The organism is Ancylobacter sp. TS-1 (assembly GCF_009223885.1).
In the GTDB taxonomy this organism is placed as follows: domain Bacteria; phylum Pseudomonadota; class Alphaproteobacteria; order Rhizobiales; family Xanthobacteraceae; genus Ancylobacter.
Genome location: NZ_CP045144.1, coordinates 2543151 through 2568926 on the forward strand (window position 1 = coordinate 2543151; position 25776 = coordinate 2568926).

Here is a 25776-nt window from a genome sequence, read left to right on the forward strand (position 1 = left end):
TCGGCCCCGCCATTCCACGCCCACCGCTCCAAAACCCGACCATTGCCGGAAGGCAGGGAACTGCCGAGGAAGCTTGCCATGAATGCAACGCCCCGCTTCGCCGCTGCGTCCGCGGCATTTCCTCCCCGCCTTCCGGCACATGCGGTCGCCGGTCTGGCCGGCACCAGCTTCAAGCACGAGCATCTCGCGGCGATCCTCGCCGACGGAACGCCGAAGGGCTTCTTCGAGGTGCACGCCGAGAACTACATGGGGGCCGGCGGCCCGCCGCACCGCGCCCTCGAAGCCATGCGCCGCGACAACCCCGTCTCGCTGCACGGCGTGTGCATGTCGATCGGCGGCCCCCAGCCGCTCGACCCGGCGCATCTCGCCCGGTTCGCGGCGCTGGTCGAGCGTTATGAGCCGGCTCTGGTTTCCGAGCATCTCGCCTGGTCGACCCATGAGACGACCTTTTTCAACGACCTGCTCCCGCTGCCCTATACGGAGGCGACGCTGCGCCGGGTCTGCGAGCATGTCGACGAGGTGCAGGAGGCGATCGGGCGGACGATGCTGCTCGAGAATCCCTCCACCTATGTCGTCTTTCCCGAATCCACCATGAGCGAGACGCAGTTCATCCGCGCCATCGCCCGGCGCACGGGTTGCGGGCTGCTGCTCGACGTCAACAACGTGTTCGTCTCGGCCGTCAATCACGGCTTTGCCGCGCTCGACTATCTCGCCGACTTCCCGCTCGAGGCGGTCGGGGAGATCCACCTCGCCGGCCACGCCGAGCAGGCCGACGACGAGGGCGATCGGCTTCTCATCGACAGCCATGACGGCCCCGTCGCCGATGCGGTCTGGAAGCTCTACGAGATCGTCATCGGCCGGGGCGGGCCGGTGCCGACGCTCATCGAATGGGACAGCAACATCCCCGACTGGCCGGTGCTGAAGGCGGAGGCCGCGGCGGCGCAGGCGATCCTCGACCGCCATGCGGGACGGAGGGCGAGCCATGCCGCCTGATGTCATTCAAGTCGCCGGAGGGTTTGCCGGCGCGGAACCGGCGGATTTCGCGGCGCGCTTCGCCCCGGCCCTCACCGATCCCGCCCGCGCCACGCCGGATCTGGTCGCCGGCCCGCGCGGCAAGGCGGCCGGGCGGCGCTACGACGTCTATCGCAACAACGTCACCGTCAGCCTGATCGAGGCCCTCGCCGCGATCTACCCGGCGGTGCAGCGGCTCACCGGCGCCGCGTTCTTCCGCGCCATGGCCCGGTTCCATGTCCGCCAGACGCCACCGACCTCGCCGCTGCTGTTCGAGTATGGCCGGGACTTCCCCGCCTTCATCGCGGCCTATGAGCATGCGCGCGACATACCCTGGCTGGCGGATGTGGCGCGCATCGAGCGTGCCTGGCTCGACGCCTACCACGCCGCCGACGCCGATCCGCTCGATGCCGGCGCCCTCGCGCGCGTGCCCGCAGACCGTCTGGCCGGGCTGACGTTCCGCGCCCATCCGGCGACGCGCATCGTCCGCTCGGTCTATGCGAGCGGCACCATCTTCGCCGCCAATCGCGGCGACGGACATGACGGCACCATCGATGCCGGCATGGCCGAAGATGTCCTCATCACCCGGCCCGATGCCAACGTCGCCCTGCGTCAGCTTCCGCCGGGCGCCGCCGCCTTTCTCGGTCGCCTCGTCGACGGCCACCGCCTCGACGAGGCGGCACAGGCCGCGCTGGACGCCGCGCCCGGCTTCGACATCGGCGCCGCCATCGCCGCGATGATCGAGGCGGGCGCCTTCACCGCACTGGAACTGGAGGACTTGCCATGACGGCGATGGAACGACCGATGGAGACCGGGACCCACTGCGGCGGCCTCGCCGGCCTCGTCGGCCGGGCCGAGGACCTCGTGCGCCGGCTCGCGACGCCCTCCCTCGTCCAGCTCGCCCTGCGCCTCGCGCTCGCCGTGCCGTTCTGGCGCTCGGGCGTGCTGAAATGGGACGGGTTCCTTCAGCTCAACGAGATCGCGGTGACGCTCTTCACCGACGAGTTCATGCTGCACCTGCCCGGCGGCCCCTATCCCTTCCCGGCGCCGATGCTGACGGCGTTCCTGGCGGGCTGCGGCGAGATCGTCCTGCCGGTTCTGCTGGTGCTGGGGCTGGGAACCCGCTTCGCCGCGCTGGGCCTGCTGCTCATGACGGCCGTGGTCCAGCTCACCGTGCCGGAAGGCTGGCCGATCCACCTCACCTGGGCGGCGATGGCCCTCGCCGTCATGGCCGGCGGCGCGGGACGCATCTCCCTCGACGCCCTTGTCTCCCGGCGGTGAACAGGCACCGTCCGCGTCGCCCCGCGCGCGGCCGGCTCACGGCCGGGCGGCCGGCTCCAGCGCTCCCGCGAGAATGTCCCTCGCCGCCGCCTTCGCGACGGCGGCGATGCGCGGATCGCCCGTGACCATGGCATTGACGATGGCGCCGTCGACGACCAGCCCGATCTTCTCGGTGAGCAGACCGGGGTCGCGCGCGCCGGCGGCAATGGCGAGATCGCACAGGCGCCCATTGATGCGGTCGCGATGGGCCATGGCGATGTCGCGGATCCAGCCGTCACGCTTCTCGTGCTCGGCAACCGCGTTGATGAAGACGCAGCCGAAGAAGTCGCTGCTGGCGAACCAGCGCTCCAGCAGATCGAACAAGGCGAGGATGCGCGCGACCGGCTCCTCGCCCCGGTTCGGAATGTCGTGGTCGAACCAGTGGAACCACATGTCGGCTTCGGCGATGAACACCGCGCGCAGCAGATTGTCCTTCGAGCCGTAGCGGTCGTAGAGCGTTTTGCGCGCGACCCCGGCTTCCTTGATGATCCGGGCGACGCCGGTGGCATGGATGCCTTCGTTGCAGAACAGGCGCCGGGCCGCGTTCAGCAGCTTTGCCTCCGGCGATGTGCGATGTGGCTGATCGAGCACGCGTCTGGTCCCCTTTCGTTAGAATATCAGGCTTTCGGGCTCGTCGCCTACCGCTGATTCCGCGCCATCCCCGTTCAATCGCCGCCCGAAATCTATGCGCGTGCTGCTTTTTCGGGCGGCCACCCTTGCGGAAAACTGCGTAGACCGGTCGGTCTCCTGCTGGCACGTGCCTTGCAGGAGACTGATCGGTCTACTCAACGGTCCGCAGGGCCAGAACAGGGAGCGGTGCAGATGAAGCTGTTTCATCACGGGCATATCGAAGGTTCGGGCTGCTGCGAGGGGCGGGAGAAGGCGGGCGAGGCGGCACAGCCGGCCGGCCTGTCGCGACGCGGCTTTCTGGCGTGTGGCTGCGCCACGCTGGCGGTGAGCGCGGCCGGCGCCGCGATGATCGCCAGCACCACGAGGGCGGAAGCAGAGGCCGGCGGCGCCGTGCTCAAGGTCGGCCACCTGCCGGCCGGCTGCGTGTCGCACCTCCTGCTCGCCAAGAAGCGCGACATGTTCGCCGAGGCCGGTCTGACGGTGGAGATGACGCAGTTCAACGGCCCGGCCGACAATCTTCAGGCCCTTGTCGCCGGCGGCATCGACGTCATGCACAACCCGTGGACCACCACCATGGCGGCCTATGGCGAGGGGACGAAGGACCTGCGCATCATTGGCGGGTCCGGCCTCGCCGGCATCGAGCTCGTCGCCCGCGAGGGGTCGGTGAAGAACGTCAACGAGTTCGTGGCGGCTGCCGGCAAGGGCCTGCGGGTTGGCACGCTCAAGCTCGATACGCTCGAACTGGTCGGCTACGGGACGATGTCGCAGAACGGCAAGTCCTATGGCGACTACGCGATGACCTTCTTCCCGAGCATGGTGGGCATGGGCGAGGCGCTCACAAGCGGCGCGGTCGATGTCTGCACGCTGGCGCAGCCCTATGCCGAAAGCGTCGTCAAGCAGGCGAACGGCATCTATCTCGCCAATTCCAACGACGTCTGGGGTCCCGAGGCGCCCGACTGCGTGATCAACACGCTGAGCGGCACGATCGGCGCCAAGGGCGCGCTGCTCACGCGCTACATGGGCGTGCTGAAGGCGGCGGCGCGGGAGTTCTACGGCAACTTCGATTCCGCGCTCGACGACCTGCAGCCGATCTATGGCGCGCCGCGCGAGGTGCTCGCCATCGCGCTCAAGCGCCAGTCGCCCAATCCGATCATCGGCGACGCCGGCGCCTCCGGCATCCGGGGCGGCATGAAGTACCTGATCGAGCTCGGCTATTTCAAGGACAACTTCGCCGATCAGGTGCTCGACCTGTCTCTCCAGCCGACGGCGGCGTGACGCCTGTTCCCCGGAGCCGCGTGCTCCGGGTCCCTTCCTGTCAGACGGAGCATGTCAGCTGTGACACCTGCGAATGGTCTCGCATTCGATGCGGTCATTGTCGGCGCGCGCGCCGCCGGTGCCTCGCTCGCCCTTCTCCTCGCCAAGGCCGGATGGCGCGTCGCCCTCATCGACCGCGCAAGCTTTCCTTCCGACACCATGTCGACCCATGTGATCTATCCCAACACCATCGCCCGGCTCGACGCCTATGGCGTCCTCGACCGGGTGATGGCGCACCGCCCCCCGCCCCTCTACACGGCCTGGCACCATGAGGGGCGCATGTTCGTCGCCCCCCACCAGCCGATCGAAGGGCGCGACTGGGCGATCTGCGTGCGGCGGATCACGCTCGACGCGATCCTTCTCGAGCGGGCACGCGAGGCCGGCGCCACGGTGTTCGAGAACACCCAGGTGGACAGCCTCATCGGCGCCGGCACTGCGGGCGATCCCGTGCGCGGCGTGGTGGCGACGACCCCGGCGGGCCCGATCACCGTCCTTGGCTCAGTGGTCATCGGCGCCGATGGGGTAAGCTCCACCGTCGCCAGCCTGGTCGGTGCCGCGCGCACGAAGGTGATGCCGACCGAAACCATGCTGTACTTCGCCTACTGGACCGGAGCGAAGATCCGCAACACCCAGGACTTCTTCTTCGAGCCGCCCTGGGTCTGCGCCCACTTCCCCGCCGATGACGGCCATCACGTCGTCACCATGAACGGGCCGGTGGCGGAACGCGCCGGCATCCGCGACCTCGAAGCGTTCTATCTCGAGAAGATCCGGTCCGTTCCGCAATTGTGGGCGCGTCTCGAGGGCGCGACCAAGGTGAGCCGCGTGCTCGGCACCACGCGGCTTGACGGCTATTACCGCCAGCACACCGGCCCGGGCTGGGCGCTGATCGGCGACGCCGCCCATTTCAAGCATCCGGCCGGCGCGCAGGGAATCTGGGACGCCTTCGAATCCTCCCGCGTCCTCGCCGACGGCCTCCTCGCCGGCGACTGGATGGAGAGCTATCCCGCCTGGCGGGACCGCGAGAGCCGGGAATTCTACGCCTTCTCCAAGCACCTCGCGGAGCCGCCGGGCGACGAGGGCCTGCGCCGCACCATGGATATACTGATCCGCGACGCCGACCTCGCCCGCCGCATGGTGGATGTCTGGTCGCGCACGTCGCGGCCCTGGGTCGACGTCATTCCCCATATTGCGGGGATGGACAGGATCGCCGGCGCGTCCATCGATGCCGTGCTTGCGCCGTTCGAAATGCCTCCTGTCGACGCGGCGGCATCGGCATGAGCGCGGTGACGGACAGTGCGGCCATGCCGGACGCGGCCCGCGGACCCGATGCCACGGCCATCGAGCGGATACGGGCCTGCGTGCCGGTGGTCCGCGAACTGGTGAGCGCGCGCGAGGCGCTCGGCCTCGCGGAGGGCGAGCTTGGCCATGCCGGCCCGCCTTTTGCTCCGGGCGAGGCTCCGCCGGTTGTGGTGCTGAACGCGCTGGCCGGCGCGGCGGTCCATGAAGGCTGGGCCGGTGACATGGAGGCGGGTCGGGCCATGGTTCTCGACGGCGGAATCCGGCTGCGGTCCAACCATGCGCTCGGCACGGTTTCGCCGATGTCCGGCGTGGTGCGTCCCGGCCAGCGCCTGTTCCGGATCGAGGACCGGGTGAGCGGGGCCAGCACCTTCGCCACACTGGCGGAGAAGGGACGCCACGTGCTGCGCTTCGGCTACTACGATGCGACGGTCGCCGAAGGGCTACGCCATGTCGAAACCGCGGTGGCCGAGGCCATCGCGGCGGCCCTGCCGGCGGGCGGGCTCGATCTTCTGCCGGTGGTCGCGCGCGGCGTCGAACTTGGCGACGACGTTCACCAGCGCAACATTGGCGGCATGCTGGCCTTTCTGGCGGCGCTGCCGGAGCTGTCGGGGCCGACGCGCGGCTGGCTGGCCGATCATCCCCAGCACTTCCTCAACTACGCGATGGCCGCCGCCAAGCTCGGGCTCGACCGTGCGCGGGGCGTCGCCGGCTCGGCCATCGTCACGGCGATCAGCCGCAACGGCGTAAGCTGCGGCATTCAGCTCGCCGGGACGGGCGACGAATGGTTCAACGCCCCCGCCGACCGGCCGGAAGGCGGCTTCTTCCCGCCCTTCGGCCTCGACGACGCCCATCCCGATCTCGGCGACAGCGCGATCATGGAGGCATATGGCCTCGGCGGTTGCATCGCGCATGTCTCGCCTCAGATCGCTCACACGATGCAGCGCCCCTGGAGCGAGGCGCAGTCCGCCGGCGCGCGGATGCGTTGCTTCTTCGCGGGGCGCAACCCGGCCATCGCCCCGGCTCTGGCCGGCGCCGACGGTGTCGGGCTCGGCCTCGACGCACGCCGCGTCGCCCTTCAGGGCGAGGGCGTGCGCATCCATACCGGCATCGCGCATCGCGACGGGGCCGCGGGATGGATCGGCGTCGGCGTCGCCCATGCGCCGCTCGCCTGCTTCACGCGGGCCGTGGCCCGGCTCGACACGATGCGGGAGGCCGTCACGGCATGACCATGCTCAAGCTTGCCGATCCGCCGGCCCGTCCGTCCACCGTGCCGGATGACGTTCTGAAGGAGACGGCGCCGCACGGTACGGTGGCTCTCGCTCCCCCGCGCGACCCCGCCACTCGCCCCCGGCCCGGGCAGCCTCTGTCGCGCGCGGTCCTTGGCCGGTTGTCGGCGGGCGGCTCCTTCCTGTGCGCCTGGGCGCTGCTCGTCGTGTTCTGGGAGATCGGGGCGGCGCAGGGCTTCCTCAATCCGCGCATCCTGCCGCCGCCGAGCGAGACGATACCGTATCTCTTCAGCGGCGCGGCCTCGGTCGGCTTCGGCGTCCAGCGCACCGGCCTTTTCGAATCCGTGGCCATCACGCTGTCGCGCATCGCCATCGGCCTCGGCGCCGGCCTCGTCGGCTCGCTGCTGCTGGCGGCGCTCATCGTCGAGTTCGCGCCGCTGCGCTGGCTCGCCCTGCCGATCGTCCAGACCATCGCGCCGGTGTCACCGGTGGCCTGGATTCCCTTCGCCATCGCCATTGTCGGCATCGGCGCGCCGGCGGCGATCTTCGTGGTGTTCATGGCCATCTTCGGCTCGATGACCGTCTCGGCGGTCTCCGCCTTCGAGGCGGTACCGAAGGAATATCTGAAGGTCGCGCAGAATCTGGGAACCTCGCGCCTGCGGATCTGGCGCAGCGTCCTGTTTCCCGGCGCCCTGCCGGCCCTGCTCACCATGACGCGGCTCAGCTTCTTCGCGGCATGGATGGCCGTGCTGGCGGGCGAGATGGCGGGCATCAATTCGGGCCTCGGCTATCTCATCATCATGGGCCAGCAGATGTACAACATGAAGCTGGTCATGGTGGGCATCATGACCATCGGCGTCATCGGCTTTGCCATGGACCGGCTGCTGTTGCTGGCCCAGCGCCGGCTGCTGTGGTGGGAGCGGCGCTGATGGTGATCCTTCCCCCCAATGTTCCCGCCATTCAGTTCGATTCCGTCTCCAAGGTCTTTCAGGGGCGGTCGGCGGTGGCCGGCATCTCGCTCAAGGTGCCGCAGGGAAGCTTCACCGTTCTGGTCGGGCCGAGCGGCTGCGGAAAGAGCACGCTCCTCAACATGGCCTCGGGCCTCGACGCGCCGAGCGAGGGCTATGTGTTCGTGCACGGCCGCGAAACCGACGGACCGACGCCCGGCGCGGCGCTGCTGTTCCAGGACTACAACCTGTTTCCCTGGATGAGCGCGCTCGACAATGTCGCCTTCGCGCTGCGGAACACCGGCCTGCGCTGGCGGGCGGCGCGCGCCGAGGCGGGCCGGCTGCTCGGCAAGGTCGGCCTGGCCGCCTATGCCGCCAAGGTGCCGGCGGAACTGTCGGGCGGCATGAAACAGCGCGTGGCGCTGGTCCGGGCCTTCGCGCTCAAGCCGCGCCTGCTGCTGCTCGACGAGCCTTTCGCCGCGCTCGATCACCAGACCCGCCGGATGATGCAGGCCTATCTGCTCACCACCTGGCAGGATTCGGGAGCCACCGTCCTGATGGTCACGCACGATCTGGGCGAGGCGCTCGCGCTGGCGGACCGGGTGGTGCTGATCTCCGGATCGCCCGGCTCGATCTCGGGCGTCATCGACCTCGACACGCCGCGCCCGCGCGACCCGTCCGATCCCGCGCTGCGGAAGGTCGCGCGCCGCCTTGAAACCCATCTGGAAGCCGAGGTGGCGCGGGGCGAATTCAGTCCCACCGAACTGGCCGCGCTTTCCCGATTCATGACGCTTCCGACCGATTGAGCCCCGCATGCCCAGAATCACCTTCCGCACCCATGACGAGGAACTCTTCTTCGTCGACGCCCCCGACGGAACCAGCCTCATGCAGGCCGCCATCGACAATGGCGTGCCTGGCATTCTCGGCGATTGCGGTGGTGGATGCAGCTGCGCCACCTGCCACGTCTTCGTCGCGGAGGAATGGGAGCCGAGATTGGGCGCGCCATCGGCCTCCGAGCGCGCCCTGCTCACGGGACGCGAGGATCTCGCGCCCAACAGCCGGCTCGGGTGCCAGATCGTGCTTGGGCCCGGCCTCGACGGGCTCACCGTCCTTCTTCCCGAAAGCCAGTACTGATGGACGCACAGCCCCCGGAGAGCCCTCGCGTCGCCATCATCGGCGGCGGCTTCACCGGCGCGGTCTGCGCCATCGAGCTGGCGCGCGCGGCCGGGCAACCGCTGTCGATCGACATCATCGAGCCCCGCGCGACCGTCGGCGCGGGCCTTGCCTATGGCTCCTGCGAGCCCGAACACCGGATCAACGTGCCGAGCGACCGGATGACGGTCTTTCCCGATGAGCCGGACCACTTCACCCGATGGCTCAGGAAAAGCGGGGTGTGGAACGACGATCCGTTCGGCCTCGTGGAGAACGGGGATCACTATTCCAGGCGCCGGGACTTCGCCGCCTACATCGCCGATGTCGTCGCCGATACGGCCGCCGCCAATCCGTCCGGATCGACCATCCGCCACCGGCGCGCGGGAGCGCTGGCGATCGAGCCGACCGGCAGGGACTGGCGGGTGCGTTGCGACGATGCCGGGCCCGCGCGCTATGACCGGGTCGTCCTGTCGCTCACCTATGGTTCGCCACGCTTCCACTGGCCGCTGATTCAGGGCGCCGAAGCTCTCGACCACCTTGTTCTGGATCCATGGAACTGGGCGGCGATAAAGGCGATCCGCCCGGAGGCCCGCGTCGTCCTCATCGGCACCGGCCTCACCACCTGCGACGTCGTCGTCTCGCTGCGGGCGAACGGCCACACGGGCCCGATCCACGCGATTTCGCGGCGGGCGCTGACTCCGCGCCTCCATGGCGAGTTCAATACGGACTTCGATCTCTTCGCCGGCGCGCCCCGCCCCGCCACCGCGCTCGGCCTGCTCCGGCTCGTTCGCTCCCGCGTGCGGGAGGTGGAACAGCAGGGGCGCAGCTGGCACATCGTCATCGATTCGCTGCGGCGGCACCTGTCGACCTACTGGAGAACCCTGCCGCTTTCCGAACAGCGCAGGATCGCCCACCGGCTCCGCTCCTTCTGGGACGTGCACCGCTTTCGCATCGCGCCGCAGGTCGCCGCGCTCATGGAGAGCGGCCGGCGCGAGGGATGGCTGACCGTGTCGGCCGGCCGCATCCATGCCGTCGGCCGACACGGCGACAGCTTCGCGCTCGACTGGACGCCGCGTGGTGGCGAGCGTCGGATCCTCGGCGCCGATGCGCTCGTCAACTGCACCGGCCCCGACGGCGACATCGCCCGATCGACCAACCCGCTGCTGGTCGATGCGCTGGCGCACGGACGGGTGCGGCCCGATGCCCTGCGCATCGGCCTGGACACCGACGCCGATGGCCGGGTCATCGGCGCGTCGGGCGAGCCCGTCCCCGGCCTGTGGGCCGCAGGCCCGGCGGCGCGCGCCGTGGTCGGCGAGGCAACCGGCGTGCCGGAAGCCGCCGCCCATGCGCGTCTCGTCGCCCGCGCGCTCGCGACGACGCTATCGACGGAAGGGACCGTGCCCTTCCGTTTCTCAGCCGATGGGAGTGCATGATCATGGCGCGTTACATCAAGGTTCCCGCCGCCGCCCCACCCCCGCGCACCGCCCGTTATTCCCATGCGGTCGAGGCGGGGGGAATGCTCTATGTGACGGGGCAGTTGCCCATCGACCCCGATCGGCCGGACGCTCCGCTGCCGCCGACCATCGAGGCGCAGACCGACCTCGCCTTCCGCAATCTGGCGCTGATCGTCGGCGCGGCCGGCTACAGCCTTGCCGACACCGTGTTCGCCCGCATCTTCCTCAGCGACTTCAACCGCGACTATGCCGGGCTGAACGCGGTCTATCACGGCTATTTCGACGACGATGCGCGCATGCCCGCCCGCACGACGGTCGGCGTGGCGACGCTCGGCCGTGGTGCTCTCGTCGAGATCGACCTCATCCTGGCGCGGAGCACCGCATGAGGATCGTCATCGTCGGTGCCGGCCATGCGGGCGTGGCACTCGCCGACAATCTGCGACGGCGGCGCTTCGAGGGCAGCATCACCCTGGTGAGCGACGAGGAGCGGCTGCCCTATCACCGTCCGCCGCTGTCGAAGGGCGTGCTGGCGGCCGATGGCGCCGGGCCGCCGGCCCTGCGGCCACAGAGCTTCTATTCGGGCGAGATTTCGCTGCGCCACGAGGGCGCCCGGGCCATCCAGCCGGTCCGGCGCACCGTCATGCTCGGCAGTGGCGAGCACCTCGGCTATGACCGTCTGGTCCTCGCCACCGGCTCCCGGCCGCGCCGTCTCGCCGTGCCCGGTGCCGGGCGGGACGGCGTGTTCCATCTGCGCAGCGTCGTCGATGCCGAAAGACTGTCCACAGCTCTGGCGCCCGGCGCGCGTCTCGTGATTGTCGGCGCCGGCTATGTCGGCCTCGAAGTCGCCGCCTCGGCGCGCAAGCGGGGCTGCGAGGTCACGCTCATCGAACGCGCCGCGCGCGTGCTGGCGCGCTCCGCCTCACCCGACTTCGCCGCACGGATCGAGGCGCTGCACCGCGCCAACGGCGTCGACATTCGTCTCGGGCGCACGGTGAGCGAACTCGCCGGCGACGGGGCCGTCCGCACTGTGCACACGAGCGAGGGCGATGCGATCGCGTGCGATTGCGTGCTGGTCGGCATCGGCGCCGAGCCGGCATCCGGGCTTGCCGAGGCTGCGGGGCTCACCTGCGCGGACGGCATCTGCGTCGACGCCAGTCACGCCACCTCGACGCCCGACATCTTCGCCCTTGGCGACTGCGCCAGCGTGCCCAGCCGGCGCTATGGGCGGCGCATCCGCCATGAATCGATCGGCGCCGCGCAGGCGCAGGCGCGGGTGCTCGCCGCCGTGCTGGCCGACGAGGAACCGCCGCCCGAGGAACTGCCATGGTTCTGGTCGGACCAGTATGGCCACAAGCTGCAGATGGCGGGACTTCCCATGCGCGCCGACCGTCTTGTGGTGGAGGACAGCGCCGACACTGGCGGCCTCTCCATCCTTCATGAGCGCGCCGGCCGCATCTGCGCCGTGGAATGCCTCGACAGGCCGGACGCCTATATCGCGGCCAAGCGGACCATGGAGGCCGCCGAGCGATAAGAGGTCGGGTTCGTCGGTTAGGTCGACGGGCGCGTCACCAGGCGAGCGCCCGAGGCCCGGCCGCCGCCCCCAGGCCCGCCACGAGGACCACCGCCACCAGGTACCACAGGGCGACGAAGGCGGCCCCGTCATTGACGCAGGCCACCGTATAGGCGAGCGCGCCGACAGCGCCCGCGAGAAGGCCGGCGAAGAAGCCGGCGCGGCGCAGACGGGTGGGGATGCCGCGTCGCATCCCGACCAGAACCAGCGCCAGCGCGGGCAGCGACGCCATCACGATGGAGCCGACGCAGACAAACACGGAGAAGGGCGGACGGGCCCCGGCGAGCGGTAGCCCGGAGCGGTCGGCAAGCGCGCTCGCAACGAGAAAGAGAAGGGCCGGCGCCAGCGCAAGGGCCGGCTTCGGCACCGAGCCCGGGATCGTCGCGGCACGCACCAGAAGCAGGCCGCCACCCGCCAGCAGCAGCATCGCCGCAACCTTGAACAGGAAGATCCAGCTGCCGAGGATTGCCGGCAGATCGGTCCGGGCACCGAGCAGCGTGAGGACGACCGCGAGCGACACCGGAACTGCGGCGACGGCGACGGCGGCAATGACGAGGGTGGAAGAGAGGGGCCGGGCACCCGAGCGGCCGGCCTCCTGCGCGAGCCGGCGCACCAGATCGTCCGTCACAGGCCGGCGGGCCGTTGCGTCACGTGTCATTGCCTGTCCTCCTGCCGTGCGGCGGTCATCAGTTTCCTCAGGGAGCGATGGAACGCCACGCGCACGGCGCCTTCGGTGGTGCCCAGCCGATCCGCGGCCTCGCGATGGGAAACACCCTCGATGGCCACCGCCCGCACCGCCGCCTGCTGGCCGGCAGGCAGGGTGGCGATGAGCCTGTCGACATCCATCGCCTCACGGGCGCGCTCGCTCTCGCCGGAGACGAACATCGTCGACCATTCCTCGTCGGACAGATCCACCCGTCCGCGCGCCTGCCGGTGCAGCCGGCGCAGGGCGTCGATGGTCTTGTAGCGCGCGATGGCGTTCAGCCACGGCAGCAGCGGCCGGGCCGTGTCCCACTGGCCGCGCCGCGAATGCACCGCGATCAGCACTTCCTGCACCACGTCCTCCGCCTCGTCGGGGCCGAAGCCCAGCCGGCGCAGCTGCATCGTGACGACCCGGCGCATCGAGGCGGCGAAGTCGCGCAGGAACGCCTCATAGGCGAGGGCGTCGCCGCGCCGCTCCGCCCGCATCGCCTCGCTCCATGTCGCCTCGCGCACATCCATATCGATCTCTTCGCTCCCGCCTCGATGCCCGTTACCTCGGCGGCGCCTCTTTTTTCTTCGCGGTTTGCACGGCGATGGCCGCCCGCCAGCGTAACGGGCGTGCTGGTGAGGGCGAAATTCCCAGCGGACGCCCACCGGATGCACGGCGTTCAGCCTGCCGGACCGAACAACCCTGGGACAATCGCCATGATGAACCGTCGTAATTTCTCCAAAGCCGTCCTCGCCGGTGCCGCCGCCTCCCTCGCCGCCTCGCGCCACGCGGCGGCGGCCGGGACCGACAAACCGGTTGCCGCCCGCAACATCGTGTTCGTCCACGGCCTCTTCGCGGATGGCTCATGCTGGAGCGAGGTGATCGCCCGCCTCCAGGCAAGGGGGCTGAAGACCACTTCGGTGCAGAACCCGCTGACGAACTTCCCGGAGGCGGTGGCCTCGGTCCAGCGCGTTCTGGCGCGGCAGGAGGGGCCGACGGTGCTGGTCGGCCATTCCTTCGGCGGCATGCTGGTGACCGAAACCGGCGTGCATCCGAACGTGTCAGCGCTGGTCTATGTGGCCGCCCGCGCACCCGATGCCAATGAGGACTATGCCGCGCTGGCCAAGACCTATCCGACGCCACCGGCAAGCGCCGGCATCGTGTTCGACGGCGACGAGGGGCGGCTGGGCGAGGAGGCTTTCCTGCGCGACTTCGCCGGCGATCTGCCGGCGGCCCGGGCACGGGTGCTCCATGCCGTGCAGCAGCCCTTCAACAAACCGCTGCTGGCCGGCAGGGTGACGCAGGCCGCCTGGCGGTCCCGGCCGAGCTTCTACGCCGTCTCGACCGAGGACCGCACCATCAACCCCGATCTCCAGCGCTTCACGGCCAAGCGCATGGGCGCCAGGACCGTCGAGCTGCCGGCCAGCCATCTCTCGCTGATCTCCCGGCCCGACGACATCGCCGCGCTGGTGATCGAGGCGGCCGGCCAGGGCGCCTAGGCGGCACGGGTCCGAGCGAGCGCCACCGCATCGTCTCCGGCCGGAAAGCACAGCCGGCCGGAGGTGTCGTAGACGCTCGCCCATACGGCCTCGGCGACATCGCCGGGGGTCGTCGTCAGTGCCGGATTGGCGAAGCCCGCGAAGATCGGGCCCGCGAAATCGGCGTAGGCCGGCGGGATGAGATCCTCGATCCGCACGCCGGAATTCTGCGCGAAGCGGGTTGCCGGGCTGTAGCCGGGCTCCACCAGCTTCGCGCGGATGCCGAAATGGCCAAGTTCGTGCGCGAGCGAGCCGGTAAACCCCTCGATGGCCTGCTTGCTGGCGGTGTAGGCCGCCGCCAGTGGCATCGCCGCCAGCGTGACGGTCGAGGTCACGTTGACGATGACGCCGGAGCCGCGCGCGCGCATCTGCGGGATCACGGCCTGGCACATGGCCATGACGCCGAAGGTGTTGGTGTCGAACACCGCGCGGATGTGGGCCATCGGGGTCGCCTCGAAGGCGCCGACGACGCCGATGCCGGCATTGTTGACCAGCACATCGACCGGGCCAGCGGCTTCGATAGCGGCGGCGATGCTCTCTTCCCGCGTCACGTCGAGCGGCAGGATGCGCAGGCGCGGCGAGGCCGGCAGCAGGTCCGCGTCGGGCGTGCGCATGGTGGCGACGACGTTCCAGCCCTTGGCGAGGAAATGACGTGCCGTCTCAAGGCCATAGCCGGACGACGTGCCGGTGATCAGGATCGTTCGCATGGAAGGGCATCCCCTGGTTTCGGATGCCCCCTTGATAGGTGGACGCTTCTGGACGGACCATAATCCGTTGTCCAGATTTTATGCCCAACTGTCCAATTCCGGCACCGACCGCCCGGCGGGGCGGATGCCGGCCGCGCCGCCGGTGCGCGCATACAGGCCCGGCGGGCAGCCGAGCCGCTTTCGGAACGCCGTGCTGAAGGCGCTGGCCGATTCGTAGCCGATCTCGTCGGCGATGCTGTCGAGGCTCTTCGCGCCAAGGATCAGCGCGTCCTTCGCCAGCGCCATGCGCCAGCGCGCGAGATATTCGATCGCGCCGCAGCCGAGCGCCTCGCCGAAGCGCGCCGCGAAGGCCGACCGCGAGAGGCCGGCGAGCTTCGCCAGCCCGGCCACCGTCCAGCCGGCCCGCACATCCGCGTGCATGGCCCGCAGCGCCCGGGCAAGGGCCGGATCGCGCAGGCCGTTAAGCAGGCCGGCCCGGGCCTCATCGACGGCGACGGCACGCCAGCGCAGCGCCTCCACCAGCAGCACCTCAAGCAAGCGCTGGAGCACCATCTCCCGGCCGGGCTCCTCCTCGGCGCACTCCTGCCCGATAAGCTCGATCACGCGGCCCAGCCGCCCGGCCCGGCCCTCGGAGGCGGGGATATGGACCATGCGCGGAAGCAGCGCGAGCAGCAGCGGCGCGTTCGCCGGCTCGATGTGGAAGGTGCCGCCCAGCGAGTCGAATTCCGCCTCGTCCTCCGGGTCGCCGTGCCGGACCGGAACGTCCATCGGACGGCGCGGCTCGCAGGCGATTCCGGGGTGGCTGCTCAGCGTGAACGCCGGCGTGGAGGGCAGGAGCAGGAAGTCCCCGGCGCTCAACTTCAGGGGCTCCCGGCCTTCGAGGGAAATCCAGCACACGCCCTTCAGGATGAGGGTGAAACCGGGCGCGTCATGCGCCGCGTAGCGCACGCCCCAGCGGCCCCGCCCGGAGATGGGCTTGGAGATGGCCGTGTGCGGCCGAAGCAGCGCAATGATGTCGCTCAGCGGATCCATGCCGGACAGATCGTAATGAATGTCATGGTTCTGATTATAGATGGTCCGGGCGATCTCTGACCATCCCCTTCGGCGCCGGAGGCCGCCGGTCCACCGGGCGCGGCGCCGCATCGCCGCAAGGACCGGCCTCCACCGGGGCGGATTCGCAGGTGAAGCGGCCCGGCGCGAATCGGGCAAGAATGACGATTTCATCCGCGCGTTTCGGGATATCGTCGGTGTGCCGCACATGCCGGGGATCGCTGCGGCGACACGGCGCCCTGGCGTCGGCATCGGGTTCGAAGACGGCTCCCGACCGGCGCCGTCGCGATGATTGGGGGGACACATGACGACCCGGACCGGCGGCGAGCTCATCCAGGATTTTCTTGAGACCTATGACATCCCCTTCGTCTTCGGCAATCCCGGGACGACGGAGACCACCTTCCTCGCGGCGGTGGCGGCGTCAAAAGCCACCTATGTCCTGTCCCTGCATGAATCGAGCGCGGTCGGCATCGCCGCCGGCTATGCGCTCATCACGGGCAAGCCGGCCGTCGTCAGCCTGCACACCTATCCAGGCCTCGCCAACGGCATGTTCAACATGCGCAACGCGCTCATGTCCGGCATCCCGCTGCTGGTGATCAACGGGCAGCAGGATTCGCGCTTCCTCATCCACAATCCGGTGCTGGGCGCGCCCAATGTCCAGCTCGCCGAGACCGCCACCAAATACGCCTATGAAGTGACCCGCACGGACGATCTCGCCATCGCCCTGCAACGCGGCTACCTGCAGGCACGGCTCCAGCCGACCGGTCCGGTCTTCCTCTCCATCCCAATGAACTTCATGCTGGAGGAGACCGGGCACACGACCTTCAAAAAGACCCGCGTCATCGAGGACGCGGTGCCGCACGGCATCGGCGAGGCGGCCGCCGCCCTCGCTGCGGTGCCCAAAGGCAAGCTCGCCATCGTCGCCGACTATGCGGTGGGCGCGGCGCACGGCATCGACGCGATCAGCCGGATCGCCAGCGCGCTCGGCGCCGACATCTATGCCGCCCCCTTCCACGTGCAGGGCACGGTCGATCCGCTGCATCCGAATTTCCGCGGCCAGCTTCCGCCCTCCACGAAGAAAATCCACGAGACGCTCGGCCGCTACCACACGCTGCTGCTGATCGGCGAAAAGGTGGACAGCTTCACCTATGACGGCGTCCCGGCGTTGCCGCCGGAGCTGCAGGTCATCCAGATCGCGCCGGCGGCGAGCCAGCTCGGTTTCGATTTTCCCTGCGACATGGCGGTGCTCGGCGACATCGAGGCAACGCTGGACGCGCTGGCGGCGGCGCTCGGCGCCGACGCCGGGTGTGCCGCCGTGCGGACGGTCGACGAGGCCGCTCTCGATGCGAAATACCCCGCCTCGGGAGCCCGGGCGAGCGATGCGCTGATCCTCGCCGTGCTGCGCCATCTCGACCGCTCCACCCACATCATCACCGAAGGTTCGTCCGAGGATGCCATCGTGCAGGACATGGCTGTCCGGCTGGGTTTTCGCGACGTCCACTTCTCGCCGCGCGGCGGCGGTCTGGGCTGGGCCATGCCGCTCGGCGTCGGCATCGGGCTGGCGAGCGGGCGCCACGCCGCCTGCTTCGTGGGCGACGGCGGCAGCCTGTTCTCCATCCATGCGCTGTGGACGGCGGCGAAATACGCCATCCCCTCCATCTTCATCTGTTTCGTGAACCACGAATACCGGCTGCTGAAGGATCTGTGGTGCAACGTGATGGGAACGACCATCGCGACCACGCACTTCGTCGGCCTCGACTTCAGCGATCCGACTGTCGACATGGAAAAGATCGCCGAGGGGTTCGGCGCGCGCGTGGAGACGATCGACGATCTTCAGACGGTCGGCGATGTTCTCGCCCGCGCGCTCGGCCATGCCGGCCCGAGCTTCCTGATCATCGACCGCGAGCCCTGATCGTGGCAACGATATGCCGGTACAGGGGTAGCGACGCATGAGCGCCAGCAGCGGGAAGCCGGGCTTCTGGGACAATCTGATCCCGCTGAAGGGCGGGCTGTCCGGCGTGCAACTGGCCGGCTGGACGCCGGGTCCGCCCGCGAGATCGGGGCTCGGCTGCCGCATCCTCGCGGACCAGATGGTCGAGGTCGCTCCCTCCATCCGCCTTGCGGCTGATGTCTATGTGCCGAAGGCGCCGGGCCGCTACCCGGCAATCGTCTCCTTTGCCGCCTATTCCAAGGAATTGCAGGCCGCCGGCGCACCGACCGGCAACAACGAGACCGGCAGCCCGCCGGTCTTCACCGATCGCGGCTATGCCCATGTGATCGTCGCCCGGCGCGGCATGGGGCGCTCGGGCGGCGAGGATGCGGTCTATCTCAACGACACGGATGTGGAGGACCACGCCAGGGTCATCCAATGGGCCGCCGCCCAGCCCTGGTGCGACGGGCAGGTGGTGCTGTTCGGCACCTCCTATTACGGGCTGACCCAGCCGCAGGTCGCCCGCCTTCGCCCGCCGGCGCTGAAGGGCTTCTTCGCCAACGAGATGTGCACGGATTTCTTCCGCCACATCGCCATGTTCGGCGGCGCGCCGCAGCCCGATTTCTTCGCGCTGTGGATGGGGGCGAACTTCACGCCCCTGCAGTTCCGGCTGCACGTGCCGCCGCTGCTGCGCGCGCTGGCGAGCCACATTATCAACTCGCCCCTGAAGCGCCTGTGGTGGCCGCAGCTGAAGAAGCGCATGGCGCGGATCATGAAGGCGTTCCAACGGCAGGTGCCGACGCGCCAGACGCGGGAGAGGTTCGCCGGCCTCATGCTCGACGGCAAGACGCGCGCGACGAGCGTGCTGCCGGCCGGGCCGTCCGGTGCGCTCGGCGACATCGAGGTGCCGTTCGTCGTCGTGCAGAATGCCGGCTATCTCAACCTGCACCAGTTCGGCGCCTACGACCTGTTCGAGAATGCCGGCACGCCGAGAGACCAACGCTGGCTCATCATCGGCCCGGCCGCCTATGACCTGCCGGTCTACGCCTGGCAGCTGGAGGCGCTGGCCTTCTTCGACCATCTCGTCTACGGCGCGAACAACGGCTACGCGGCGCAGGCACGGGTGCGCTACTGGACCGAGGGCGTCAGGGACTATCGCAGCGCGCCGGACTGGCCGCTGCCCGGCAGCGCTCCGCTGCGCCTCTATCTCGCCTCCAGTGGCCCTGATCGCGCGACGCACCGTCTTGAGCCCACGCCGGGCGAGGCCGGAACGAACCGATGGGCGGCGGTGCCTCTCGGCGCCATCCTGCCCGCCGGCTTCGACGAGGTGGAAAGCCAGCGCCTCACCTTCGAGATGCCGGTGGAGGAGGAGATGGAACTGACCGGGCCCGTCACGGTGAGCCTCTCCTTCAGCTGCAACGAGATCGATTCCCACGTGGTGGCCCGCACCGGCCTGGTCTCCGCCGATGGCGGCTACCGGATCCTTTCCATGGGAACGATGCGTCCCGCCTGCCGCCGGATCGACGCGGCGCGCGCCACCGCCACGGAAATCGCCCTCGACATCGACCGGCCCGAACCTCTGGTGCCGGGCGAGCCGGTGACACTGCGCTTTAGCCTCACCCCGCAGCCCGTGGTGCTGAAGCCGGGCGAGCGCCTGCGCCTCGACATCGCCAGCCGGACCGACCTTCTGCGCAGCGATGTGAGCCACGGGCACGCGCAGTTCGACATGCAGGTGCCGCCCTATTACGCCCGCAACACCCTCCATTACGGACCGGACAGCTATGTCGAGCTGCGCCGCGCGGCTTCCGGCGCCATTGCCTGAGTGCCGCGTTTGCCAACCCTTTTTTGACGCCGTCTCCACCGAGGACCAGCCGATGACCATCACCTTCCTCCACTCAAGCGGGACCGAGCTTCCGATCAAGATCCCGGCCATCGGGCTCGACCTGTTCGTGCGCATGCCGCCGGCGGCGAGCTCGGGCGAGTTCTGCTTCATCGAGACCATCAATGCCCCGGGCGCCGGTCCGCCCCGGCATCGCCACCGCGAAGCGGAGATCTTCCGCGTCATCGAGGGCCGCTATCTCTACGAGGCGGACGGCCGGCGCTTCTATGCCGAGGCAGGCGACGTGGTCAGCATCCCCGGCGGGGTCGAGCACGGCTTCTGCAACGTGACCGACAAGCCCGCCCGCCAGTATATCCTCATGGCGCCCGCCCTCGATGCGGCGACCTTCTTCACCGAGCTGGCCGGCGTGATGCATGACGGCATCCCCGACCAGGTTGCGCTCAATGCCTTCGGGCTGAAGTGGCACGTGGAGTTCCTCGGCCCGCCGGTGGGACCCCACGAACTGCCGACCGAATAAGGCGCCTCCGGCTGCCGCCGGCCTCGGCCCCTGCGTTCACACACCAGGCCGCGCTCCCGTGAAGACACGACGGCCGCGACATCCATGGAGACACCCATGTCCGACGCCTTCGAATCCACGCGTCCGGCGGAGATCGCCGCCTTCGTCGGCAAGCACATCATCTACACCTATGCCAATGGCTGGCTGTACGAGATGTACTTCAAGAATGAGCGCACCATCGACTACCGCGTGCATGGCGGCCTCGTCGGCGGGCGCTGGGTGAAGGGTCAGGAGGTCCACATCGTCCGCCTCGCCGACGGCGTCTACAAGGTGTCGTGGAACGAGCCGACCGGCACCTGCGTCAGCGTCGCCTATAATCTCAATGAGAACCTCGCCCATGGCGCGACCTTCTTCCCGCGCTGGATCGAGGAGGAGCCGAGCAAGATCATCGGCTTCCAGAACGAGAAGATCGACCTGATGCGCCAGTACCGCGATGCCGGGCCGACCTATCCGATCCTCCTCGTCGACGAATTCGCGCAGATCACCTTCGTCGAGGATTGCGGACGCGACAATGAGGAGGTCATCGCCTGCGCGCCGGAAGATCTCCCGCCGGGCTACGCCACGCGCCGCAATGTCGGGTGAGCGGCGGCCGGCCGATCCGAGCCGCTGTTCCCGGCAAGGCGGGTCGGTGCCTGCCCGCGTCGTCCCGCGACGAAGGCTCCGCATTCGCGCCGACGCGATGGGCCGGAACGCCCATCAGCGGGCACGGCCGCGCCGACGCGCTTCGATAGTTTTGAGAGAGTTCAACTCGATTCCGAGGAAGATGGCGGAGAGGGTGGGATTCGAACCCACGGTACGCTTGCACGCACAACGGTTTTCGAGACCGTCCCGATCGACCACTCCGGCACCTCTCCGCGCGTGGCGCGGAGGTCAGCCGCGCATTGGAGCGGGGGCTCAATAGCCGAGCCGCGCCGCACGCACAAGTCCCGCTGATCGCACAGGCGGATATTCCGGCCCGATGAGCCGGGCGCCGCCAGCACCGGAAAGGGCCTCCGCCGCGCATCCCGCGGATGACGGACGCGGTGGCCGGCAGGCGGCCGGACCAATGCCGGGCATGCGGCAAGGGGCACGTGGCGAGGGACAGGGCCGGACGGATGGAAGGCGTCCCCCGCATCCCGGCGGCAACCCGCTGACGTAAAGTCTGCATAGGGAGAACAACGTATATCCGGCTCACGAGGTCCGAAGTGTATGAAAATGAGTCCTAAGCCGGCATCGGAGATTGTCTTGGCGCTGCGGAACCGGCGATAGTGGGCCGCAAGCTGGTGCAGGGGTGCCCATGTCGGCAGAAGTCTATGATCTGTCGCTCCATTCGCTCGGCGATGGTCTCGAACGCAACCTGCTGCTGCTGGCGCTTGCGGCCCTGCTGCTCGTGCTGTTCGGCAACATGCTGCGCGCCATGCCGGCGCTGCCGCGGACCCTGGCCGGCGGTGTCCTCGCCGGCGGCACCGCGGCGGCAAGCCTGCTCTTCCCGATCTGGGAGGACGGGCTCCAGGTCCTCGACCTCAAGATCGTGCCGCTGATCCTGGTGGGGCCGATCTTCGGCCCCCCGGCCGCCGCCGTAGCCGGAGCGATCGCCATCGCCTCGCGCGCGCTTCTGTTCGGGGTCACCGCGCATTGCCTGATCGCCATTGGCGGCGCGACGGTCTCCGGCGCACTGGTCGCGTGGCGGCTCGGCTGGCGGTTCGACCCGTGGCGCTCGCCCACGCGCCGCTTTGCCAGCGGCCATGCCTTCATTCTCGCGGCGCTGGCGCTCGCCGTCGCCGGCGGTGCCTATTGGGGCCATTACCGCCAGATCGCCTCACTGAGCGAGCATGCTCTCGCCACCTATGTCTTCCTGGCCCTGACCACGCCCTTGGCCACCCTGCTCTTCGGCATGCTCTATATCTTCGAGGAGCAGCAGCGGCGGACCCGCATGACGCTCGCCGCCACCCAGGCGCGACTGTCGACCATCGGCGACAATCTGCCCGGCGTGCTCTACCAGCGCGCCGTCGGGCCCAATGGCGAGCTTGCCTTCAAATATGTGAGCTCGCGGGCGCGCGACGTTCTGGGTGTCCCGGCCGAGGAACTCGTGGCCCATCCGGGACGGCTCCTCGAACTGGTGCACCCGGAGGACCGCCCGATCCTGCTTGCCGCCATCGCCAAGGCGGCGGAAGGCGGCACCGAGCCGCTCGACAACGAATACCGCATCATCCGCCCCGACGGGCAGGTCCGCTGGCTGCGGGTGCGCTCGCAGCTCACGCATCGCGACCGGCTGACGCAGGACAAGGAGATGGTCGCCGAAGGCATCGCCTTCGACATCACGGCGCAGAAGGAGGCCGAGCAGGCGGCGCTGGAGGCGCGCCAGCGGCACGAATGGCTGTTCACCCACGACATGCTGACCGGCCTTTTGAATCGCCACGCGCTGCTGCAGCGCATCGACGCGCATCTCGCCTCCCCGAGCCCGCACGCCGCGCTGCTGCTGATCGACCTCAGCCAGAGCGCGCTGGTCAACGAGTTCTTCGGCGCCGAGGCCGGCGACGACCGGCTGCGGGAGGCGGCGCAGAGGCTCGTCGCCATTGCGCCCGCCGATGCCGCCGTGGCGCGCACCGGCGGCGACAGCTTCGCCGTCTATCTGGCCGGCCTGCCCGACGAGGACGTCGCCCACGCCCTGCGCATCGCCGAGTCCATCGCCGAGCGCATGGCCACCCCGCTTGTGCGCGACGGGCAGGGCATGCCGATGGCGGTGCGCATCGGCATCTCCTACGGGCCGGAACAGGGAACGGACGGCCCGCGCCTGTTCCGGGCGGCCTCCATCGCGCTCGAATCCGCCCGCGACGGCGCCGGCTACATGGTGGCGGCCTTCACCCCCGCCATGGAGAGCGAGCGCGCCGAGCAGCGCCTTTATGACGACGCGCTGCGCACCGCCATCGCCGCGGGCGAACTGACCCTCGTCTACCAGCCGGTGGTCACGACGACGGAGCGGTCCGTCGTCGGCTTCGAGGCGCTGGTGCGCTGGACCCATCCCACGCTGGGCGAGGTACCGCCAGGGGAGTTCGTCGCCCGCGCCGAGGCGACCGGCCTGTGGGCGGCGCTGGACCGCTTCGTGCTCACCCGCGCCTGCACCGAGGCGCGCCACTGGGCCGGCGAGCCATGGCTGTCGGTCAACCTTTCCGCCGCGTGGTTCGAGATCGGCGACGTCGTCTCGGCCGTCTGGCAGGTGCTGGAGACCACCGGTTTTCCGGCAGGCCGCCTGCAGGTGGAGATCACCGAGCGCATCCTGATCGAGCGCTACGACGCCGCCATCGGCGTCATCAACCGGCTGCACGACCTCGGCGTCGCGGTGTCGATCGACGATTTCGGCACCTTCTACTCCTCGCTCGGCTATCTGCACCGGCTGCCCATCGACAAGATCAAGCTCGATCGCAGCTTCGCGCTCGACGTCGACCGCAACGCGCGCACCCAGGCAGTGGTGGAGTCGGTGCTCTCGCTCTGCCACCGGCTCGATATCGAGGTGGTCGCCGAGGGCGTGGAGACCGAGCCGCAATATGCCTGGCTGGCCATCCATGGCTGCCCGCTGGTGCAGGGTTTCCTGACTGGGCGCCCGGGCCCCGCGCCCGGTCAACGCGACTCTTTATCCGGCTAATAACATTCGGATCGACACATAGTTTCCCGCATCCACGCGCCCTGCGGGCACATGCGCTCATCCCCCAGCGAGAAGGGCGGCATCGACCGATCCCTGCCACGCGTCGGCGAGCGCATCGGTCCGCCAGGCCATGCCGCTGATGGCGAAGCGACGGGCCTGCTGCGCGTCGCTCAGCCGATGCCGGGTTGAACGCCCGGGACCACGGAAAGCCCCGGCTCGCTCCCGGGCCGCGCCACGGACGTCGTTTCGTCGAGCAGACGCGCGACGCTTCTCACATAGAGCTCGCGGGCCTTGCCGATGTGCGCACGCATTTCAACCTCGGCGCCATCGGCATCGCCCGCGGCAATGGCCTCGATGACGCGGCGGTGCTCGCCCGCGATCGTCCGCGACCGGTCGTCGGTCTCGTTGAGCAGGTAGCGGTAGCGCTCGATGCTGAACCGCAGACTGGTGAGCATCGCGCCGAGGCGCGGCATGCCGCTTATCGCCACCAATTGCTCATGAAATCGGTCGCCGAGCTCCAGCAGCGTTCCCGCGCCGAAGTCGGTCCCTTCGAGCGCGCTCATCTGCTCGACCATGAGCAGCGCCTTGGCGACATCGCCCGGACACTGCGAGGCGCGCTGCGCGGCCAGACGGACGACCAGAGCCTCCAACTGTTCGCGGATCGCGGTCAGCTCCAGCACCTCCGCCACCGACATCGGCGCCACATAGATGGTCCGGTTCCGGTGGCGCGAGAGCAGCCGGTATTCCTCCAGCTTGCGAATGGCGTCGCGAAGCGGGGTCCGGCTCACATCGAGCTCTTTCGCCAGGGTCTCCTCGGTAACACGGGCTCCAGGCGCCAGATCGCGGCGAACGATACGGCGCCAGAGCTCGTAGAAGGCCCAGTCAGCCGCAGAGGAGGTCTCGGCTCCAATGGCCGCAAGCCTTTGCGCAGACAAGCAGTGCGTCCTTCTTCAGGGACCGGAGGGCGCCCGGCGGCGCCCCCCGATGTTGGGTTCAGATAACGGTATACTTGCCATTCTCGAGCACGGTGCGGCCATCGACCGTAACCGTCGGATTCTCGAATATCATATCCATGTGGAACGGGCTGAGCACGTTGCCGCCGAACGAGCGGTTGTCGCCCATGCCGATGTGGAAGCTGCCATAGGATTTCTTCGAATCCCGGAGCGTAACTGCCAGCGGACACCATTTGTTGGTTCCCATGGCGAACTCGGCGATGTTGCGCGAGGTCTCGCCATGCTCATCGAGCATGGCGGCGATGGCCTTCGCCTCGCGGCCGCCCTCCACCGCGCAGATGCGCCCCTTCTCCACCACGACCTTGATCGGCTGGCGCGGAAAGGCGATGTCGCGCCGCTCCAGCACGACCGGATCGACGAGCACGCCCTCGCTTTCCCATTCCTCCGGGCACACGGTCACCTCGCCTTCCGGCATGGCGCTGAAGCTGCCGGGCTCGGTGGCCTGGCCGGAGAACTTGAACAGCGGCCGGTCCTTCATGCTGAGCCGGAAGTCGGTGCCCTTCTCGGTGGTCACGCGGATCTCGGCGCCGCCGACGATCGCGTCATAGACCGCGTTGGTCACGCGCCCGACTTCGCTGAAGTCGGCCGTCGGCCCGCCGCGCACCATCATCGATTCGGTCACGCCCCACATGTCGAGGAAACGCGCGCCGTTCTTGACCGCGTTGCGCGCGGCCTCGGTGTGGATCATGCCGGCCGAGGTCTGGAACACCATCACCTGCGAGCCCGCCATCGCATGGGCGATGGGTGCCGGCGGCTCCATGCCGCCGACCGGCGCCGGCAGCATGGTGAGGATCACCGGAGTCGCCCCGAGCGCCGTCGCCGCGCAGGCCAGCGTCTCGGTCACGCTGCGCGGAACCTCGGTATCCGTGATCACCGTGAGAACCTCATCGGGCCTCAGGGCCAGGG

At 69.3% G+C, this 25776-nt stretch carries 25 protein-coding genes and 1 tRNA gene; 18 read left to right on the plus strand and 8 right to left on the minus strand.

Annotation, left to right across the window (positions count from 1 at the left end; all coding sequences use genetic code 11):
- Positions 1-78: 78 nt before the first annotated feature.
- From GBB76_RS11980 to GBB76_RS11990, 3 genes are read left to right on the plus strand one after another with little or no spacing between them, the layout of a single operon-like run.
- On the plus strand, positions 79-993 hold the full coding sequence (locus tag GBB76_RS11980) for a DUF692 domain-containing protein (RefSeq protein WP_152303513.1): 915 nt from the start codon (positions 79-81) through the stop codon (positions 991-993).
- The gene (locus GBB76_RS11985; RefSeq protein WP_152303514.1) at positions 983-1798 is read left to right on the plus strand and encodes a DNA-binding domain-containing protein; all 816 of its coding nucleotides are present in this window, start codon (positions 983-985) and stop codon (positions 1796-1798) included. The genes GBB76_RS11980 and GBB76_RS11985 overlap by 11 nt, the downstream gene beginning before the upstream one ends.
- A gap of 5 nt (positions 1799-1803) precedes the next feature.
- Complete coding sequence (locus tag GBB76_RS11990) at positions 1804-2292, plus strand: DoxX family protein (RefSeq protein WP_152304857.1); 489 nt, start codon at positions 1804-1806, stop codon at positions 2290-2292.
- A 36-nt stretch (positions 2293-2328) separates the two neighbouring features.
- On the opposite strand, the gene GBB76_RS11995 is transcribed toward GBB76_RS11990, so the two are convergent.
- Positions 2329-2922: a TetR/AcrR family transcriptional regulator gene (locus tag GBB76_RS11995; protein ID WP_152303515.1), complete on the minus strand. Its 594-nt coding sequence runs from the start codon at positions 2920-2922 to the stop codon at positions 2329-2331.
- Between the two features lie 231 nt (positions 2923-3153).
- Here GBB76_RS11995 and GBB76_RS12000 point away from each other — a divergent pair, with 231 nt between their 5' ends.
- From GBB76_RS12000 to GBB76_RS12040, 9 genes are read left to right on the plus strand one after another with little or no spacing between them, the layout of a single operon-like run.
- Positions 3154-4236, plus strand: a complete 1083-nt coding sequence (locus GBB76_RS12000) for an ABC transporter substrate-binding protein (protein ID WP_152303516.1) — start codon at positions 3154-3156, stop codon at positions 4234-4236.
- 60 nt (positions 4237-4296) lie between these two features.
- Positions 4297-5553 carry an NAD(P)/FAD-dependent oxidoreductase gene (locus GBB76_RS12005; protein WP_202911090.1) on the plus strand — a complete coding sequence of 419 codons (1257 nt, stop codon included), beginning with the start codon at positions 4297-4299 and terminating at the stop codon, positions 5551-5553.
- Positions 5550-6800, plus strand: a complete 1251-nt coding sequence (locus GBB76_RS12010) for a DUF1116 domain-containing protein (protein WP_202911091.1) — start codon at positions 5550-5552, stop codon at positions 6798-6800. The genes GBB76_RS12005 and GBB76_RS12010 overlap by 4 nt, the downstream gene beginning before the upstream one ends.
- A complete protein-coding gene (locus tag GBB76_RS12015; RefSeq protein WP_202911092.1) occupies positions 6797-7729 on the plus strand; it encodes an ABC transporter permease in 933 nt (310 codons plus the stop codon). The genes GBB76_RS12010 and GBB76_RS12015 overlap by 4 nt, the downstream gene beginning before the upstream one ends.
- Positions 7729-8553 carry an ABC transporter ATP-binding protein gene (locus tag GBB76_RS12020; protein ID WP_152303518.1) on the plus strand — a complete coding sequence of 275 codons (825 nt, stop codon included), beginning with the start codon at positions 7729-7731 and terminating at the stop codon, positions 8551-8553. The genes GBB76_RS12015 and GBB76_RS12020 overlap by 1 nt, the downstream gene beginning before the upstream one ends.
- A gap of 7 nt (positions 8554-8560) precedes the next feature.
- Positions 8561-8881, plus strand: a complete 321-nt coding sequence (locus GBB76_RS12025; RefSeq protein ID WP_152303519.1) for a 2Fe-2S iron-sulfur cluster-binding protein — start codon at positions 8561-8563, stop codon at positions 8879-8881.
- The gene (locus GBB76_RS12030; protein ID WP_152303520.1) at positions 8881-10332 is read left to right on the plus strand and encodes an FAD/NAD(P)-binding protein; all 1452 of its coding nucleotides are present in this window, start codon (positions 8881-8883) and stop codon (positions 10330-10332) included. Before GBB76_RS12025 ends, GBB76_RS12030 begins: the two co-directional genes overlap by 1 nt.
- A 2-nt stretch (positions 10333-10334) precedes the next feature.
- Complete coding sequence (locus GBB76_RS12035) at positions 10335-10739, plus strand: RidA family protein (protein WP_152303521.1); 405 nt, start codon at positions 10335-10337, stop codon at positions 10737-10739.
- On the plus strand, positions 10736-11884 hold the full coding sequence (locus GBB76_RS12040) for an NAD(P)/FAD-dependent oxidoreductase (RefSeq protein WP_152303522.1): 1149 nt from the start codon (positions 10736-10738) through the stop codon (positions 11882-11884). The genes GBB76_RS12035 and GBB76_RS12040 overlap by 4 nt, the downstream gene beginning before the upstream one ends.
- Positions 11885-11918: 34 nt before the next feature.
- On the opposite strand, the gene GBB76_RS12045 is transcribed toward GBB76_RS12040, so the two are convergent.
- Positions 11919-12581 carry an NrsF family protein gene (locus GBB76_RS12045; RefSeq protein ID WP_152303523.1) on the minus strand — a complete coding sequence of 221 codons (663 nt, stop codon included), beginning with the start codon at positions 12579-12581 and terminating at the stop codon, positions 11919-11921.
- Positions 12578-13144 carry a sigma-70 family RNA polymerase sigma factor gene (locus GBB76_RS12050; protein WP_152303524.1) on the minus strand — a complete coding sequence of 189 codons (567 nt, stop codon included), beginning with the start codon at positions 13142-13144 and terminating at the stop codon, positions 12578-12580. The genes GBB76_RS12045 and GBB76_RS12050 overlap by 4 nt, the downstream gene beginning before the upstream one ends.
- Before the next feature lie 186 nt (positions 13145-13330).
- Between GBB76_RS12050 and GBB76_RS12055 the strand changes: the two genes are divergently transcribed.
- Positions 13331-14113, plus strand: a complete 783-nt coding sequence (locus tag GBB76_RS12055) for an alpha/beta fold hydrolase (RefSeq protein WP_152303525.1) — start codon at positions 13331-13333, stop codon at positions 14111-14113.
- Here GBB76_RS12055 and GBB76_RS12060 read toward each other — a convergent pair.
- Both GBB76_RS12060 and GBB76_RS12065 read right to left on the minus strand, forming a co-directional pair.
- Positions 14110-14859: an SDR family NAD(P)-dependent oxidoreductase gene (locus tag GBB76_RS12060; RefSeq protein WP_152303526.1), complete on the minus strand. Its 750-nt coding sequence runs from the start codon at positions 14857-14859 to the stop codon at positions 14110-14112. The two genes, GBB76_RS12055 and GBB76_RS12060, sit on opposite strands and share 4 nt — an antisense overlap.
- A gap of 78 nt (positions 14860-14937) precedes the next feature.
- Complete coding sequence (locus GBB76_RS12065; protein WP_152304860.1) at positions 14938-15891, minus strand: AraC family transcriptional regulator; 954 nt, start codon at positions 15889-15891, stop codon at positions 14938-14940.
- A gap of 322 nt (positions 15892-16213) precedes the next feature.
- Between GBB76_RS12065 and GBB76_RS12070 the strand changes: the two genes are divergently transcribed.
- The 4 genes from GBB76_RS12070 (at position 16214) to GBB76_RS12085 (ending at position 20817) form a co-directional block, all read left to right on the plus strand.
- Positions 16214-17821: a thiamine pyrophosphate-binding protein gene (locus tag GBB76_RS12070; RefSeq protein ID WP_152303527.1), complete on the plus strand. Its 1608-nt coding sequence runs from the start codon at positions 16214-16216 to the stop codon at positions 17819-17821.
- Between the two features lie 37 nt (positions 17822-17858).
- Entirely contained in the window at positions 17859-19661 is a 1803-nt protein-coding gene (locus GBB76_RS12075) for a CocE/NonD family hydrolase (protein WP_152303528.1), read from the plus strand.
- Positions 19662-19713: 52 nt separating this feature from the next.
- Complete coding sequence (locus tag GBB76_RS12080; protein WP_152303529.1) at positions 19714-20196, plus strand: cupin domain-containing protein; 483 nt, start codon at positions 19714-19716, stop codon at positions 20194-20196.
- Positions 20197-20292: 96 nt separating this feature from the next.
- The gene (locus GBB76_RS12085; protein WP_152303530.1) at positions 20293-20817 is read left to right on the plus strand and encodes a phenolic acid decarboxylase; all 525 of its coding nucleotides are present in this window, start codon (positions 20293-20295) and stop codon (positions 20815-20817) included.
- 182 nt (positions 20818-20999) lie between these two features.
- Here GBB76_RS12085 and GBB76_RS12090 read toward each other — a convergent pair.
- Positions 21000-21089: transfer RNA gene (locus tag GBB76_RS12090), tRNA-Ser, on the minus strand.
- A 422-nt stretch (positions 21090-21511) separates the two neighbouring features.
- On the opposite strand from GBB76_RS12090, the gene GBB76_RS12095 reads away from it, so the two are divergent.
- Positions 21512-23857, plus strand: a complete 2346-nt coding sequence (locus GBB76_RS12095; protein ID WP_152303531.1) for a bifunctional diguanylate cyclase/phosphodiesterase — start codon at positions 21512-21514, stop codon at positions 23855-23857.
- Positions 23858-24027: 170 nt separating this feature from the next.
- On the opposite strand, the gene GBB76_RS12100 is transcribed toward GBB76_RS12095, so the two are convergent.
- Together GBB76_RS12100 and GBB76_RS12105 are read right to left on the minus strand one after the other, a co-directional pair.
- Complete coding sequence (locus GBB76_RS12100) at positions 24028-24792, minus strand: GntR family transcriptional regulator (protein WP_152303532.1); 765 nt, start codon at positions 24790-24792, stop codon at positions 24028-24030.
- A gap of 58 nt (positions 24793-24850) precedes the next feature.
- Positions 24851-25744, minus strand: a complete 894-nt coding sequence (locus tag GBB76_RS12105) for an aminopeptidase (RefSeq protein WP_162375575.1) — start codon at positions 25742-25744, stop codon at positions 24851-24853.
- Between the last annotated feature and the right edge of the window lie 32 nt (positions 25745-25776).